Raw genomic sequence first — 17109 nt, forward strand, 5'->3', positions numbered from 1 at the left:
CGAAAGCCATGAAAAGGATATTTTTTTTAGTCGGAGTAATATATATCGTTAGTTGTTTTAAAGCTTTTGCGCAATCAGTACCTGTAGGCACACCAATATTGGATGATTACTATAGGCGCGGTCAATTGATAGGTAAGATCGACTCCAATCTTTCTTTCACCATACGTCCGCTGAATAGAGAAAATTTAGATGTTGCTGATGTTTTTGACCCGGACAGCATACTAAAAAGCAGTCGCGGTAATTCTGGTACTCAAACTATTTTTGCAAATGGCCATGGTCTTTTTCAAATATTGCCATTAACGTGGCAACAGCAATTTAACGCTCATCATCCATACGGTTGGAATGATGAAGCAATGATTCCTGCCAAAGGTTATCAAACTATGGTTAGTGGCGGGGTTTATTTTAAAATAGGCCCTTTAAGTATTCAATTGCGTCCAGAGTATGTGTATGCGGCTAATTTACCTTTCGAGGGTTTTGCTTCAGTCGGCAGATCTGCATCGGAAATAGGTTCATATAATTCATACTTTAATGATATTGATGCACCTGAGAGGTTTGGAAATAACCCCTACCATAAGTGGTTTTGGGGACAAAGTAACATCAAGTTAACGTTCGGTCCGGTTGAAGCCGGCGTTTCAAACGAAAGCCTATGGTGGGGGCCCGGGATCCAAAACGCTTTAATAATCAGCAACAGTGCGCCTGGTTTTAAGCATATCACAGTTAATACATCGCATCCGATAAATATTTATATTGGCCATTTTGAAGCACAAATAATAGCAAGCCGCCTTGAAGGTTCGGGTTTTCCACCTTTGATGGATGGGACTATCGGCTATCAGCCTAAAAATAGCGATTGGCGATACTACACCGGATTTAATATTAACTATCATCCTAAATGGATACCTGGACTGACGCTTGGCTTAACCAGAACTTTTGACGCGTATGAAAAAGATGTTAGCGGCTTTAAAGGTTATGTGCCTTTCTTTACCGCATACTCAAAAGTTAGTACAAGCGGACTTGACTCGGGTACTGGCGACCCTTTTCCGCGAGATCAGTTGACTTCAATTTATGCGCGTTGGTTGTTTACAAAGGCAGCAGCCGAGGTTTATTTTGAATATGGGTTGAATGACAATGCATACAATTTGAATGATTTTATCGGAGCACCTCAGCATTCAAGAGCCTATATTGCCGGGTTTAGAAAGTTGGTTCCAATTGCAGGAAATAAAAATCAAGGCATTTTATTTGGCAGCGAAATTACGCAGCTTTCTCAGTCTATAGATCGAATAGTAAGGTCAGCAGGAGGATGGTATACGCATTCTCAGGTAAAACACGGGCAAACTAATATGGGACAAATGCTTGGTGCCGGCACCGGCTCGGGTGGTAACCTTCAATCAGTAGAGATGAGTTGGGTTTCAGGATTGAAAAAGATAGGATTCCAATTCGACAGATATGAGCATGCTGTTGACTTTTCCGAGGAATATTTCCCTGGTATTAATAACAATAGTCGAAAATGGGTAGACTTTGGTTTATCGCTAAAAGGCGAGTGGGACTATAAGAATTTCTTGTTTAATGTTAAATTGGAACAAATTAAATCATTAAATTATGAGTGGATATTAAAAGACTATACAGCAGATCAATATTATATTCCTCATAATACCGTTTTGAATTTTCATGGCGAACTAGGCATTACTTACAGGTTTTAACTAGCTGAGGCAACCATCGTGCGGTTATCACAATTTATAGTTTAATAATGCTATGTATTATACGCGTTAGAGTGTATGTTCAAGTTCTGAGTCTTTCCGTTTAATTAAAAGATAAGAACAAAACAAGAGCTCTGTTATTAATATGCCGGTGGGGATAGCTATAGAATATTTAAATCTATTTTTCTTTAATGGCAACTCAGGTTCATCTACTATTTGCACTGTTGGTGTTTCTTGTGCAAGCATGGTCTTGCTCGCTTCGAGATTTTTAACAGTCTCAGTATAAACAGACGACAGCAATGTTTTGTCGCGCTGCTTTACTTCAATATCAGCATTTGCTTCGGAGTATGCCGGGTTTAAATCAATGACATTTTGATCGGCTGCTGCCGATGCGTAAGTTTTGCGGTTAAGAATGCGTCCAACGCTATCTGCAATATGCTGAAGCCTTTCTACATTGTTTCTCAGCCTTTGGGTTTTGGTGGAGATAAAGAAATTGGTAGACTGATCTATCATTCTTCTGCAAAACAGTTGTGCCAGCCTTTCGTCTTTCATGGTAGTATTTACTTCAAAAAAACTTAATTTCTTATCTGTCTTGGTAATACCAAAGTCGTTATCCAGTATCAGTTCTACCATTTCATGCAACAAACTATCCTGCAGGCGGGTTGCATTTATACCATTTAAAGAGAATTTGATAATCTTACCGTCGGGGCTGTATTTAAGCCATTTTTTATTGAGCTTATAAGCTGCGGCATATCTGTCTGCAAGCGTTTGCGTGCTATCATAGGCAGTGAGCAAAGTTTGTTGCATCAGTTTGCGGCTTTTTATAAGTTCTTCAACATTATCGCCGGCTAATACGCCACTTGCACCACCCAAACTATTCAGGTCTAATCCGGCTAACCCGGCAAGAGCCGATAAGCCGCCACCACCACCCAGTGATTTTGAATCATCAACAACAAAAGTTAACCGGGCAGTATAAGTAGGCGATTTATACCATGCAGCAAATGCACCTGCCAGAACGCCAATAACCAAAGTTATTGCCAGGCCTTTCTTAAATCCTAATATATATTTTAAGTCGCCAACCCGTTGAGTTAAAAGTCTTTTAAGCGAGAATTCAGGCTCGTAAGGGTATGGAGTGTTTTGCTGGTTCATGTTATTTATGCAGAATAGCTATAATACTTACAATTGCGGTTAGCGCGGTAGCTATTCCTCCGATGTCGCTTATACCTATTTTAAACGGTGAATCCACCTGCTTTTCCGGAACTACGATTCGGCTGCCCGGTTTTACCTCAGGGTATATCCTAAAGAACAGAAAATGTTTGACCGGTTGATTCAAACCGTCGGGATACTGGATATAAGCGCCTTTTAGCCTTGCATTTTGAGTTGTACCTGCTGCAGCATTGATGTAATACTTGAAGCGCCGGCCTTTATAATTAATATATTGAGGATTATTGACAGCTCCGGCAACTTCAACATACGATATAACCCGTGGTACATAAATGCTATCACCTGGTAAAAGGATCATTTTATTACGCTCGGCTGCTGAAGGGCGGTGCGTTGCTGAAAGATCAAGATTTACCCTGACACCACCGCGATAAACCTGCGTATTTTCAAGAGATCCGTATGGTGTTACGCCTCCTGCCCTTGCCAAAAATTCAAGTGCAGTTTCATCACGCTTTTGTACCGGGTAGCTGCCCGGGAATGCAACTTCGCCTTTCACAATCACGCTACCTAATGATCGATAGTTCACCAGGCGTGGTACATTAATAATATCCATAGGCTCAAGCTCCAGGTTTTGATTAGCCTCACTGGTCATATCAACAGTAAATGTGCGCACCAGTTGATTAGCTACACTATCAGATTTGTTGTTAATTATACGCGATATTTCGACATGATGCTCAGCCGCCTCATCAGCAAAGCCGCCCGCCATTGCTATAGCGTCGCCTAGTTTCAAGCCATTCCGATAAATGAATGTTATCGGGCTTTTGACATAGCCGCCCACAGTGACACTTTGTGTCGAAACAAATAAAGTACGGTCAAGAATAAACACAGAATCTTCGCGCAAAAGGGGGACATCATTTTTGCCGGCTATTATATCACCTGGGTTAAACGAAATGATTTCTTTTTCCAGATTTGGAAGCGTTCTATTGATATAGCCCCTTTCTACATAGGCTTCGGGTTTCAACCCTTGGGCATCTTTTAAGAGTTGTGCTAAGGTGAAACCGGCCCTTAGCTCATAAGTCCCCGGGCGATAAACGGCGCCGCTCAATACAATACGGTTGGTGTATCTGTTAGCTACTGCGCCAATAGTAATCATGTCGCCGTTGTGAGGTACGTAATTAGAAAACAAGTTGGCAGGAACATCTTTAACCTCATGTTGAAGCTCATTGATCTGATCAACCTTAGCCACTCCTTTATACGCTAACTCAGTAAAGCCGCCGGCGTATTTAATCAAATCTTCCAAAGTTTCATTATTCTTCAGCTCAAATAGGTAAGGGCTTTTTACCTCGCCTGATATACCCACTCTTTTCTTATAAACCGGTATATGTATAACGTCCTGGTCTTCTAAACGGACATTGCCGCTCTGTATACCATTTTGCAGGAAATCATAAAGGTCGACCGTTTTATATAGTTTGTTATTTCTGATCAGTTCTATATATCTTAAAGAGCCGTTATTGTTTGGCCCACCCGCGTTATACAACACATTAAACAACGTCGTAAAAGACGATACAGTGAAATTGCCGGGGGTATGAGCTTCGCCATTAACGGTTACATGTATGCTGCGCGTGCTACCCAGATTTATCGCAAGTTGCGTTTGTCCGCTTCTTAAAGCCGGATACACTTTAGCCATTTTAGCCTTTATAATACTGGTGGCTTGTTCAATAGTAAAACCGTTAAGATATACCAGGCCCGCATAAGGCAATAATAAATTACCGTCAGGGCTTATTTTGGGCTGTAGTGTAGTCTCATTCAACCCGGTTAAAATTACAATCACCTGGTCGCCGGGGCCAAGCACATAACTTTTAGGCGTAGCGATTGAGAAATCAGGCTTGAAATTGAGGTCAGCCTGAGAAAATAGTTTCATGCCGTAGATCTCAAGTGGCTTAGGGGCGGCTGGAGTTACGGGTTCCTTTTTCTGGGGTTTGGGCTTAACGATAGTATCAGCTATGTTTCTTGTCAGATTGTTTTCTTTGCTTACACCGGAAATTGTTTTTTTCGAGGCGGGTTTGTCGCCCAGACCTAATAATGTAACACGTTGTTTAATCACCGCAATATCATCTGGCGACATTCCTTTTTTTTGTAAGGCAGTATAGATATCTTTTTCACTTAATCCCGCGGCCCTTGCTTGTCCCCAATATTGAATGATTTGTTCATCCGTCAACTGGCTCGGATTAAAATTCGAGACATCGCTCATTGATAATTTCTGTGCCATCGATACCTGCGAAGATGCAATAAAAGTAAATGTCAGAAATATATAGAGTAGGTATTTAAGTCGCATTAAAAATGATGTTGATGTAAGTAGTATGCAAATATAAAATATTATATCAGTCTGGAGTTATGCTAACATAACCTGTTAGAACTTACAAACCCGGAATTAGTTTTTGCAGGCCTTCAAAATGTTTTTCGGTATCAATTAATGTATTTATATGTAGTTGGGCATTTTTACCCATTTTTTCAATTTGCAAGGCATTATTATATAGCTCTTCTATCAACGTGGCCAATTGTTTATAATCGCCTGGCTCAAACAGCAGCCCTGTGCTATTATGAATCACCATTTCGGGTATAGCCCCGATAGCAGATCCTATAACGGGTTTGCCTAAAGCCATAGCTTCGACCACCGTAAATCCTAAAACCTCGTACCACTCTGAGGCGCATATCAAAAACTCAGCTTCATTTATAATTTGCAAAGTATCCTTTTTGCTTTTTTTTCCTTCGAAGGTAACATTGGATAGCTTGTATTTTTCTTTGAATTCTTTTAAAGCCATTTCTTGGGTGCCTGTGCCAATTATTTTTAAATTAATGCCAGGGCAGCATTTTATAGCGTTCAACACCGTATGGGCCCCTTTTATTTTTTCGAGCCTGCCAACAAAAACAATGTACCGTTCGCCGGTTAGCTTGCTTTTTTGCTTTGCAGCACCAATTTCAGTATAATCATAGCCATGATATAGCTGCACAAGTTTATTGGTGTGGAAATTGAATTGCTTAAACTTATTATAAACAAATACCGAAGGGCAAATAAAGTGGTCTACAAATGCATAATAGTCTAAATAACGGTGTACATAATTTTCTAAAGCGGCTACTGTACTTGCCAGATACGAGCCCTTTTTACATGAATGCGTAACACAGTTATAAAAAGCACCGCCAATGCACCGTTCGCAAATATCATCGTGACTTATAAAGGTGCTTTCAGGACAAATAGGGGTATACTCATGCAGTGTCCATATAATAGGGATATTTCTGCCTTTTAATATTTTTAATATGGTCGGGGTGATGTAATGGTGAATAACATTTATATGTGCAAAATCTATTTTTACAGTAGATAACAATCGTTCCAGTTTTTTTTGAGCCTCGGTTGAATAAATACTTTTTGTTATTACTTTGATGCCCGCTGTTATACTGCGCTGATTTATTTTTTTATAGTCGATGTTTTCGATAAAGTACGCAGCGTAAGGCGTTTCGAAATTCCTGTCATCTTTCATCGAAAATGGTATGACACGGTGGCCCTTTTGCTGATAAAGATCTACTATGCTTTCAACATAAGTCCAGTCGCCGCCGCTCGGGTACCAGGTCCAGTTCACAACAAGGATATTCATTTATAACTAATTTATTTGAAGATGAAGGCAAATAGTAGCATCTATTTACTGGATATGCAAACAAAATTCAAATATGGACGTATTATATGTCATTACATATATCAAATAATAAAAGAGTGTAAAAATTATTGATTTAAATTTTTAGATCTGTTTAGAGACAAACATATGCAACGGTAGGAAGAAAAAATCAAATGTATCATCGTTCTTTTAATTATAAGATAATGGTTTTTTTTAAAACATGCTGCAAGTGACCTAAAAAAAGGTTAGTTTTGGAAGTTGAAGTTTAGTAAACATACCTATAACGAATAGCAACATCTACCAAATGTAGCCATTATGGTTTAACGTTTATATGAAGAAAAAAATCTACATTGCCGGTGCCGGTGGAATGCTTGGTGAAGCATTTTATCGCATTTTTAAGGATGACTACGACATTAAGTGTACAGACAAAGATGTAAATGAACAATGGCTTGGTTTTCTTGATTTCCGCAACTTCGAGGCTTACCGTAAAGATGTTGAGGCCTTTAAACCCGATTTTCTGTTTCATTTAGGCGCACATACCGATCTGGAATATTGCGAGTTGAATGTTGACGATACTTATCTTACAAACACCACCTCGGTTGAAAATGCAGTTTTTATTGCCAATAAATTAAATATCCCGGTGCTTTATATAAGTACTGCCGGCATATTTGATGGTAACAAGGATTTTTATGACGATTGGGATGAACCTAACCCCCTTGGCCATTATGCCCGCTCAAAGTATATGGGCGAGCGTTATGTTCGTGAAAATGCCACCCGTTACATTATTTGCCGTGCAGGCTGGATGATGGGCGGAGGGCCTGAAAAAGACAAAAAATTTATTAGCAAGATAATCAAGCAATTGGTAAATGGTAAACGTGAGCTTCATATTGTAAATGACAAAGATGGTACGCCAACATTTACCGTTGATTTCGCAAAAAATGTCAAGTTACTGCTTGAGCGTGAATATTGGGGGCTTTATAACATGGTTTGTAATGGCGAAACCAGCCGGTATGAAGTTGCTGAAGAAATAGTTAATATTTTAGGGCTTAGCGACGAAGTTACCTTGCACGAGGTGTCTTCGAGCTATTTCAATGAAACCTATTTTGCGCCAAGACCTCCGTCTGAAAGACTGGTCAACAAGAAGCTGGAATTAAGAAGCATGAATATTATGCGCGAATGGAAGACGGCTCTCAAAGAATATATCCACGATTATTATACAGAATATCTGCAACAGGAGAACATTTCTTTAGTTAAAGAAAAAATTATTTTATAAACCTTCTTCGTAATGCGTATCGCAGCATTTGGTTTCCGGTCTATGCCGCCTGCAAAGGGCGCCGCCGGGGCAGATAAGTTTGCACTTGAACTTTTTCCCAGAATAGTTGCTAAAGGGCATGCCGTTATTGCGTACAACCGGCGATATAAAGATGCTTTTATTGATGTTGATGAATACAAAGGCGTTAAAATAAAGACATTCTCTACTTCTGAAAAAACCGGTTTTGATACCCTTTTGCACTCCTTCAAATGTACCTGGGATATCATTGTAAATAATACTGCAGATATTGTACATATTCAGAATGGCGGTAACAGTATCTGGGCGCTGCCATTGCGTCTGTTTGGCAAAAAAGTATTTATAAGCCAGGACGGTGTTGATTGGAAACGCGATAAATGGACCTGGTACGCTAAGCTATACTTAAAAATTTCGGCATTCATAACGGCTTACCTGCCCAACGAGGTCATATTTGATAACGTAATAGCCAAAAAGCTTTTTGAGGATAAGTTTAAAAGGCAATATAAATTTATTCCGTTTGGTAGCGAGGTCGAAGTTCCGGCAGAAAATGGGGATGTGTTATCAAAATTTAACTTGCTAAAAGGAGAATATTATCTTTTTGTCGGCCGCTTTATACCCGATAAAGGTTTGCATTATTTAATACCCGCCTTCAAGAATTCTGTCTCCAACAAAAAGCTTGCTTTGATAGGTGGCTCACCTAATCCATCATCTTATGAGCAGGAAATTATAGCCATGGCTAATGATCGGGTTATTTTCCCCGGGTTTGTTTATGGCGACGATACCAATATATTGATGCGTAATGCTTATTGCTATATACAGCCATCTGATGTTGAGGGGCTGTCGCCGGTGATATTGACTGTTATGGGGTTGAATGTACCCCTCATTGTCAGCGATATTGAAGAAAACCGATACGCCGTTCAGGACACCGCGCGAATGTTTAAAAAAGGTGATATTAATTCTTTAACTGAGCAAATTAACTTTTGCGAAGAGCACTATGACGACATGAAGGCTCTTGCCCAAAAAGCTTGCATCCGGGCACTAAGCGTGTTTAACTGGGATAAGGTGGCCGACGAACACCTGGAATTATTTGCTAATAGTTAAATAGCTTTTTTAAATATTTCTATCAACTGCAAGGCGGTATTCCGCCAGGAAAACTTCTGCAATCGTGCGCGGCCTTTCTTAACAAGGTCTGATCTTAATTCTTCGTCGATAGCCACAGACTTTATTTTTTGATATATATCATCAATATCGAACGGATCAAATTGTAATACGGCTTCACCGCCGACCTCAGGTAAACAGGTGTTGTTAGCTACCAGCACTGGTAAATCATTTTTAAAAGCCTCTAAAACAGGTATCCCAAAGCCCTCGTTTATCGATGGAAACACATACATTAAAGCATTTTTGTACAATAAGCTCAGATTATTGTCTGATAAATAGCCCGTCATCACCACATAGGGCTGCAAATTTGCTGTTTCTATGGCTTGCAGTATTTCATAGTGATCGCTTTCTTGTCGGTTAGGAATGGGGCCCGCCAAAACCAATTTTAAATGTTCATAGCTGCTATCAGCCTTAATCTTTCCAAAAGCTTGTATCAAGGCGACAATATTTTTACGCTTAAACATTGACCCTACATGTAGCAAATATTCACTTTTACTAATTGATAACGATTTTAGCAACTTATCTGCGTCGGCACCAATGTCCGGCAGGGTTTTAGGGCCTTCATAAACAACGGCCAGTTTGCTTTCAGGTATCTGTGTATAATGGCTGATCTGCTTTTTGGCATAATGAGTAGGCGTAATAACTAAAAGCGACCGACGGGCCGCGGGTATGGCAGTTTTATTATACATCCATAGCCACAGTTTTCCATAATTTTCAGGCATCTCAAAAAAGAAAGCATCGTGAAAAACAGGTATTGTTTTGTAACCAAGATGTATTATTGGTACAAAATTATCGGTGCAAAAAATAATATGACAGCCATTAAAAAGGGCTTTAAGCGGCAGTATAAGTTGTTTCCATAATTGGTATCTGGCATGCTCAATCAGTTTAAGTATACGGTTAGGGCCGGTATAAACCGGAACGGTAGTATCCAGGAACTTAAACCTGATTTCGGAACTTTCCAATTGTTTAAACTCTTTGCATAACTCTTCCAGGTAGGTGCGCGTGCCGGTTTTGGCAATCCGGAGGTCGCGTATATCTACTGCTATGGTCAAAGGCTTAGACATTGTTAAGCGTTTCTCTGTTTTTAATCACTTTTGCAGGTACACCGGCTACAACCGAATTAACCGGAACAGATTTAGTGACCACGCTACCCGCAGCGATTACACAACCATCGCCAATAATAACACCGGCCAGGATAGTAACGCTGCCGCCTATCCAGCAATTATTGCCAATAATGGTGGTTTGTTTGGTAACACCTTGTTGTTTGATGGTTTGCGCGGGATCTGAGAAATTATGATTCTCTGAAAATATCTGGACATTTGGTCCGGTAATAACATCATCGCCAATAATTATACCGCCTTGACCAGCCAGGAATGCGTGGGCGCCTATACCCGTACGGTTACCGATGGTTATCCCTTTGCCTTTTTGAGCAATAACACCTGTGCAGAATAGGATAGAACCCCGGGCAATAGAAACATGATCGCCCATTTGGATGCCATCGGTCGACAGTGCATTGATGCTTACATTGTCATCCAATATCAGGTTTTTACCGACTGATAGCTGATAGCCATGCCTGACTTTAACACGTGTACCCACAAACACTAATCCGGTCGAGCTTTTTAAAAATGGCTTTAAAAGCCATCCTCTTAGCATCTGGAAGGAACGCACCCAACTCACACTCAGCAAGTCTTTCACCGAGTAAGCACTGTCCCATTTATAATGCGGATCGTTTTTTAGCTTTCTAATTAATTTCTCTATAATCATATGCCGGTAATGTTTGTGGAGGCTTTATTTGCATGATCACAGCTATTAATAAGCCCGATAAAAACCAGTTCATATATGACAAATAAGTTGACGACTCTAACTCGGATGTTAATGTAGGGATGAAAAATCCAACTTTTATCAGAAAGACCGCTATACAAAGCTTCCTTTCTTTTCCCTTTAATAAGTTAAGCCATTTATAACTTATCCGTATAAACATAATAAATATTATAAAATCTAAAAGTAAAGCAATTATGCCGGCCTGTACACCCACAATAATAAATTGGTTTTCGCCACCTACACTTTCGTTCAAGCTGGCCGCCACACGACCAGAGCTTCCCATGCCTAAACCCAAAGGATGCTGACCAATGGACAGAATACCAGTTGCCCATTGAACAAGGTGCCCAACACTTGAAGGGTCGCTAAAATCAATGGTGTTCAATAAAACAGCAATAAGCCCTGTATGGTTGTTTTCAAATTGTGCAAACAAATAAATCACATAGGCAGCCCCAATTGCAAATATTAAATGGACGGTGTTAACAATAAGCTTGCGTTTGGTTACCAGCGCATAAATGTAAATCACCAAAAAATAGCTTGCCAATGGTGCACGCGATAGCGCAAATATGACAGACATAGCGGTTGCGCATAAACCCAGTAATCCTATGTTGTTAATCCTGAATTTATTATTATCAGCAGTGTATAAAGATAAAATAACGGATAATGAAATTATAGCCGCGGCGGCATGTTCGAGTGGGTTAGTAAAAAAACTCGCAAACCTGATATATCCCCCACCAGAGGCAAAGGTTGTCGCTAGCCCATATGGACCGGTGGCCTCCAGATTAAAAAAATAATAAGCATAGTCAAAGTATCCTGAATGAAACTGCAGCGGGCTTTTTGCTGCTACCTCAAGCGCTAAAACTATTGCTGCGCCAATGGCCAATAATATAAAGAAACTAAAGTACTTGTTAATGTATACTTTCTTCGGGTCAAACAATCGCCCTGCAAAATATACAACAATATAAAAAGACATGCTTTTGAGCGCAGTTAACCGGCTAAAAAAGCTTTGTCCGCCAATGGGCAGTAAAGCGTAGACAAGCAGGTAACCAAAAAAAAACAGTATCAGGTAGTCCAACAAATGGAACCGGGGGATTCGTCGCAGTGCAAATAAATTAAGGATAAGCACCAGGATGATCATCAATTCTTTAAACGACTGAAGGATGGGAATGATATCTTTTAACCCGTACAAAAACGTAACCGACATGGCCGTGGTGTACATGGATAACCCGAAGATCATGAAAATAAGCACCCCGCTTGTATTCCCGTTATAAATCTCTCTTAAAGCAAAGAAAAACGAGATAATAAAAATGAGCGGGAAAATAAACATTCCTGATATCGGTTAGTAGTTACTTGGGTTCCAAATTAGGTTTTTTGCCGTGAAAAATCCGTCTTTAACGCCTTTAATTAAAAACCCGGCTTTCTGTTTTCGTCCGCGTAAGATAAAATAGGCCAGTAAGGCAAGATAATATGCACCGTTATACAGCAGATTAACAGGGTATAACACAGGCTTACCATAGCGGCGCAATATCCAGATATGATTCCGGCAGATGTAGTAGTGGATAACCGGGCTTAAATTACCTTCCTTCTTTTTAACTGTCGCCGAAGCACCAGCTTCATGATATATTTTGCAACCGGGCAGATAGTGTAAGTCATAACCGCATTCGCGCAGGCGAAAGGATAGATCGACATCCTCATAATACAAAAAGAACCGCTTGTTTAGCAGGCCGCTTTGTTGCAAAGCCGAGTTTCTGAAAAGCACGCAACAGCCGGTCACCCAATCGGCCAGTTCAAAATTATGAGCCGATGACGCATCAGGCAATTTTGTCGATGAAGGTGTGTTACCCGTTAATTTATTAAAGCTGCCTTTGCCATTCCAGATCATGGTGCGGTTATGCATCCAGTAAATGGCCGGCTGTACTGCGGCAGCGTTTGTATGGTTATCCAGATGCCCACTCAATTTGATTACCACATCCTCATCAACCAAAGTATCTGTATTGATCAACAGCGAATACATATAACCTTTTTCAATGGCATATCTCATCGCCCGGTTATTGCCTTCTGCAAAGCCGAGGTTTTCTTTATTGTCAATATAAATAACGTCAGGATACTGCGACTTTAACCTATCAAGCGAGTTATCTGTCGAGCCATTATCTGCAACAATAATATCAAACAGCTGCTCACTGCAATATTGCTTTAACGATGCAATACAGTTTGCGGTGTGTGCCGGCGTGTTCCAGTTTAATAATATCAGTGCTACCGGTTTAGGCATCTTGTAAAGCAGGTTTTTTTATACAGTACTCATACATTAGCAAGGCAGCCAGTTCTATTATTAATGTAAAAGCACCAATTAACAGTTGATTTTTTGTCAGGACTACCATAAAGGCCAAAGCCAGCGCCAATACCAGTAAAATGGTGGCAATTCTGAATATATAAACCGTATTATTTTTTAAAAGCTGGTCAAGCACGTTTAGTACATTAAATGCTGATACCAGTGGCACAAAAGCCATAATGCGCAGGAATAATACGGCGGTAGGATTAGGCTGATTTGAAAGTATGGGGCAAATAATAAAATCGGCCAGGGCAAACAGTAAAATAGCCGCTACAAAAAAAGCGCCCGCTAATAAGTATTTTGTTTTACGGCGATAGGTGTGCCAGTGTGCTTTGTCGGCATTATAAGCATGAACGGCGTTTGGATAAATAGCATTGGAAAGTGTGATAAGCAAATTGCGGCATTGGCCAATTACGCGGTCGCATAAGGTATAGGCACCTAAAATATAAGCTGAACCCCAATTGGCCAACGCAAATACAATGACCGATTGCTGCAGGTTAACCGACACATTGTTAACAGTAAGATGAAAATTGGCTTTTAACAATACCATTATTTCATTCCTGACTGGCAATCTGAACGATAGCTTATACAGCCTTAGTAAATAAATCAATAAGCCTACATAAGTAATTACATTGCCGGCTCCTAAAATAAAATTTATCCAATTGGCGTCGGCCGGGCCTTTGATAAAGCATACTAAAGCCAGTACCGCAATTGCGTTGAATATCAGATTATATACGTTAAACACCTTTAGCTTTTCAATGCCGATAAAAAAACAAAGCGGGTTAAACACTTCAGCCAATACAATGGGCATAGCCATTAATATGGTGTTGTAGTAGGGGATCCCTGCATTATGCAGACATAACAGCAATGTCAGGGTTGCGATGAAAACCAGAGCCCGTATCCAGATGGTATTATAAAAAACAGAGGCTAATTGCTGCGGATTATCAAGGTTAGAAGCAGTGTCCCTAACCGCCGACTGATTAGTGCCGAAATTGATAGCTATACCCGCAAACTGCGCCACGCGGTTGGCAAACATCACTATGCCAAATTCTTCAATGCCTACAACACCTGTGATAAGCCTTATAGTAAGTAACAACAACAATATATTGGAGATCTGGATGCTGCCGAGGTTAAAAAAATTAGCCAGAATATTGGTTTTTCTTAACTGATGATAAGCATTGGATATACGTTGTTTCAAATTCAGCAGGTTATTGTTAAACAAATTTAACGTATTTAATTACAAAATATACCGGCTGGTTGCCACGCTATATCATAATTGAGTTATATGCTTTGTTTTGTGGGCGATAAATAATTGATAACTTCGTGGCTGGTTGAAACATTGATATCTCTGCATGAATAGCATTATAGTTTTTGGCGCTTCGGGTCAATTGGGGCGGTGTATCAAAAACGTTGTTGAGTTAAACAACATTGATAATGTTATTTTTTTGCCAGAGGCCGAGGCCGATATCCTCGATACAGAAAGCCTGGAAAAGATATTTAGTAAGCATAAGCCGGCTTACGTGGTTAACTGTGCAGCTTATACCGCTGTAGACAAAGCCGAAGACGACGCCGGGACGGCTCATAAAATAAATGTAACCGGGGCCGAAAATCTGGCGATAAAATGCAAAGCCCATGGCTCTGTAATGATTCATATTTCGACAGATTTTGTATTTGGAGGCGACGTAGCCCATCCGCTCACCGAAGCTGACGAGGCAAAACCAATTGGAGTTTACGGCCAAACCAAATTAGATGGCGAGTTAGCCGTAGCCGAAGTTTTAAATGAACATTTTATCATCCGCACCGGGTGGCTGTACTCTGAGTATGCCAATAATTTTGCTAAAACTATGCTTAAGTTAGGTGCAGAGCGCGATGAACTTAATATTATTGCCGACCAGGTAGGTACGCCAACTTACGCTATCGACCTGGCTAAGTTTATTTTCACGATTGTAAACAGCAGTAGTCAAGCCTACGGAACTTATCATTACAGCAATGAGGGCGTAACCTCATGGTTTGATTTTGCGCGTGCAATATTTGATATTTCGGGTGTTAAAGTAAAAGCTAACCCTATACGTACCGACCAGTATCCCACGCGCGCCAAACGCCCAAGTTACTCGGTTATGGATAAAAGCAAAGTTAAGCAAACATTTAATATTGAAATCCCGTATTGGAGGGATAGCCTGGTAACTTGCATAGGCAGAATTCAACAATAAAAACTCACATGAAAGGTATCATATTAGCGGGTGGTTCAGGTACCCGCCTTTATCCTATAACAAGGGCAATCAGTAAGCAGTTAATGCCTATTTATGATAAGCCGATGATTTATTATCCGCTTTCAGTATTGATGCTTGCGGGGATCAAAGATGTCCTGATCATTACCACTCCCGAAGATAATGAAAGCTTTAAACGTTTGCTGGGCGATGGTAAAGAGCTGGGTTGTAATTTTCGGTATGCAGTTCAGGCAGTGCCTAACGGGCTGGCTCAGGCTTTTGTCATCGGCAAAGAGTTTATAGGTAATGACAAGGTAGCACTGGTTTTAGGCGATAATATCTTTTATGGCAGTGGTTTCAGTAAACTGATACAAAGCTTTAATAATGTTGAAGGTGCGGCCGTATTTGCGTATCCGGTTGCTGATCCGGAGCGCTACGGCGTGGTTGAGTTTGACGACAATTTTAAGGCTATATCTATCGAGGAAAAACCAGCTCAGCCAAAATCAAACTATGCCGTTCCGGGACTTTATTTTTATGATAATAAGGTTGTTGATATAGCCGCCAATCTGCAACCGTCACTCAGGGGCGAATATGAAATTACAGATGTTAACAAGCACTATCTTGCTAATGGTACTTTAAAGGTAGGGGTGATGGACCGAGGTACGGCCTGGTTGGATACCGGTACTTTTGATTCGTTAAGCGACGCCAGCGAGTTTGTGCGCGTAATAGAAAAGCGTCAGGATACTAAGATAGGCTGTATTGAGGAGGTGGCATACCGAATGGGCTTTATTACTAAGCAGCAATTACATGATATCTCCCAGAAATATATTAAAAGTGGCTACGGCCAATACCTGTTACGCCTGATCAAACAATAAACGTTCAATAACATCAGGGCGGATGTCCTCAGGTTTGAGCCAGTGTATATTATTATCTTTCCTGAACCAGGTTAGCTGGCGCTTGGCAAAATGCCGGGTGTTTTGCTTGATCTGATCTATGGCTTTTTCTAAACTGATCTTATTATCAAAATGATCAAATAATTCGCTGTAGCCCACCGTATTTAATGCATTCAGATGGCGGTGAAAGATAAGCGACCGGGCTTCGGCGACTAAACCCTGTTCCAGCATTACGTCAACCCGCTGGTTGATGCGATGATACAGGACCTCTCGTGGCATATCTAATGCAATTTTCAGGATGTTGAACGGGCGTTTATTAACACCGGCTTTGCGGTAAGATGAGAATGGTTTGCCGCTTGCTTTATGCACCTCAAGCGCACGGATAATACGTTGCGGGTTATTCAAATCAACCTCGTCATAGTAATCCGGGTCAACCTCTTTTAGTTTCTTTTTTAAGGGCTCAATGCCTTTTAAGGTAAGTTCCTTATTTAGCCGTTCCCTGATTTCAGGGTTTGCTTGCGGAATATCATCAAAACCGTCGACCAAAGCCTTGATATATAATCCAGATCCTCCTACTGTTATAATTACATCATGAACCTTAAATTGCTCGTCTAATAAAGCTAAAGCCTGCTTTTCAAAATCGCCTACCGAAAAGTTGTCCGTTATAGAGTGCGAGTCGATAAAATAGTGCTTAGCTGCTGCCAGTTCGATCCAGCTGGGTTTGGCTGTGCCGATAGACATTTCCCGGTAAAACTGCCTTGAATCGGCCGATAGAATAACCGTTTTATAATGCTGAGCTAAGCTTATAGCCGCCGCCGTTTTACCCGACGCTGTAGGTCCGGCTATGACGATGAGTGTTTTTGGAGATTGATGGTTCACTGGCTTAGATGATG

At 40.6% G+C, this 17109-nt stretch carries 14 protein-coding genes; 5 read left to right on the top strand and 9 right to left on the bottom strand.

Translation table 11 applies throughout. The annotated features are described in order from the left end of the window. The first annotated feature begins 8 nt into the window (after positions 1-8). Positions 9-1697, top strand: a complete 1689-nt coding sequence (locus ABD772_RS10385; protein ID WP_345103633.1) for a capsule assembly Wzi family protein — start codon at positions 9-11, stop codon at positions 1695-1697. A gap of 66 nt (positions 1698-1763) precedes the next feature. Here the strand turns inward: ABD772_RS10385 and ABD772_RS10390 are convergent, their stop codons facing one another. The 3 genes from ABD772_RS10390 to ABD772_RS10400 all read right to left on the bottom strand — a co-directional run bounded on the left by ABD772_RS10390 (position 1764) and on the right by ABD772_RS10400 (position 6505). After that, positions 1764-2843 carry a GumC domain-containing protein gene (locus tag ABD772_RS10390; RefSeq protein WP_345103636.1) on the bottom strand — a complete coding sequence of 360 codons (1080 nt, stop codon included), beginning with the start codon at positions 2841-2843 and terminating at the stop codon, positions 1764-1766. A gap of 1 nt (position 2844) precedes the next feature. After that, positions 2845-5124, bottom strand: a complete 2280-nt coding sequence (locus ABD772_RS10395; protein WP_345103639.1) for an SLBB domain-containing protein — start codon at positions 5122-5124, stop codon at positions 2845-2847. Between the two features lie 148 nt (positions 5125-5272). Then, positions 5273-6505 carry a glycosyltransferase family 4 protein gene (locus ABD772_RS10400; RefSeq protein ID WP_345103642.1) on the bottom strand — a complete coding sequence of 411 codons (1233 nt, stop codon included), beginning with the start codon at positions 6503-6505 and terminating at the stop codon, positions 5273-5275. A gap of 349 nt (positions 6506-6854) precedes the next feature. Here ABD772_RS10400 and ABD772_RS10405 point away from each other — a divergent pair, with 349 nt between their 5' ends. Together ABD772_RS10405 and ABD772_RS10410 are read left to right on the top strand one after the other, a co-directional pair. After that, positions 6855-7796 (top strand): SDR family oxidoreductase, encoded by a 942-nt coding sequence (locus ABD772_RS10405; protein ID WP_345103645.1) that lies wholly within the window; start codon positions 6855-6857, stop codon positions 7794-7796. A gap of 12 nt (positions 7797-7808) precedes the next feature. Next, positions 7809-8912, top strand: coding sequence for a glycosyltransferase (locus tag ABD772_RS10410; protein WP_345103648.1), 1104 nt, complete (start codon positions 7809-7811; stop codon positions 8910-8912). On the opposite strand, the gene ABD772_RS10415 is transcribed toward ABD772_RS10410, so the two are convergent. The 5 genes from ABD772_RS10415 to ABD772_RS10435 are packed head-to-tail and all read right to left on the bottom strand — an operon-like array spanning position 8909 to position 14314. Continuing rightward, positions 8909-10033 (bottom strand): glycosyltransferase family 4 protein, encoded by a 1125-nt coding sequence (locus ABD772_RS10415; RefSeq protein WP_345103650.1) that lies wholly within the window; start codon positions 10031-10033, stop codon positions 8909-8911. The two genes, ABD772_RS10410 and ABD772_RS10415, sit on opposite strands and share 4 nt — an antisense overlap. Continuing rightward, complete coding sequence (locus ABD772_RS10420; protein WP_345103653.1) at positions 10026-10733, bottom strand: acyltransferase; 708 nt, start codon at positions 10731-10733, stop codon at positions 10026-10028. The genes ABD772_RS10415 and ABD772_RS10420 overlap by 8 nt, the downstream gene beginning before the upstream one ends. Next, entirely contained in the window at positions 10711-12114 is a 1404-nt protein-coding gene (locus ABD772_RS10425) for an O-antigen ligase family protein (protein ID WP_345103655.1), read from the bottom strand. The genes ABD772_RS10420 and ABD772_RS10425 overlap by 23 nt, the downstream gene beginning before the upstream one ends. Positions 12115-12126: 12 nt before the next feature. Next, positions 12127-13056, bottom strand: a complete 930-nt coding sequence (locus ABD772_RS10430) for a glycosyltransferase family 2 protein (protein ID WP_345103658.1) — start codon at positions 13054-13056, stop codon at positions 12127-12129. Then, the gene (locus ABD772_RS10435) at positions 13049-14314 is read right to left on the bottom strand and encodes an oligosaccharide flippase family protein (RefSeq protein ID WP_345103661.1); all 1266 of its coding nucleotides are present in this window, start codon (positions 14312-14314) and stop codon (positions 13049-13051) included. Before ABD772_RS10435 ends, ABD772_RS10430 begins: the two co-directional genes overlap by 8 nt. A gap of 154 nt (positions 14315-14468) precedes the next feature. Between ABD772_RS10435 and rfbD the strand changes: the two genes are divergently transcribed. Beyond that, the gene (rfbD, locus tag ABD772_RS10440; RefSeq protein WP_345103664.1) at positions 14469-15326 is read left to right on the top strand and encodes a dTDP-4-dehydrorhamnose reductase; all 858 of its coding nucleotides are present in this window, start codon (positions 14469-14471) and stop codon (positions 15324-15326) included. An 8-nt stretch (positions 15327-15334) separates the two neighbouring features. Beyond that, positions 15335-16198, top strand: coding sequence for a glucose-1-phosphate thymidylyltransferase RfbA (gene rfbA, locus ABD772_RS10445; protein ID WP_345103667.1), 864 nt, complete (start codon positions 15335-15337; stop codon positions 16196-16198). Here the strand turns inward: rfbA and miaA are convergent. Then, entirely contained in the window at positions 16178-17095 is a 918-nt protein-coding gene (gene miaA / locus ABD772_RS10450; RefSeq protein ID WP_345103670.1) for a tRNA (adenosine(37)-N6)-dimethylallyltransferase MiaA, read from the bottom strand. The two genes, rfbA and miaA, sit on opposite strands and share 21 nt — an antisense overlap. Positions 17096-17109 lie beyond the last annotated feature (14 nt).

It is taken from the genome of Mucilaginibacter panaciglaebae (assembly GCF_039539265.1).
Taxonomy (GTDB): Bacteria; Bacteroidota; Bacteroidia; order Sphingobacteriales; family Sphingobacteriaceae; genus Mucilaginibacter; species Mucilaginibacter panaciglaebae.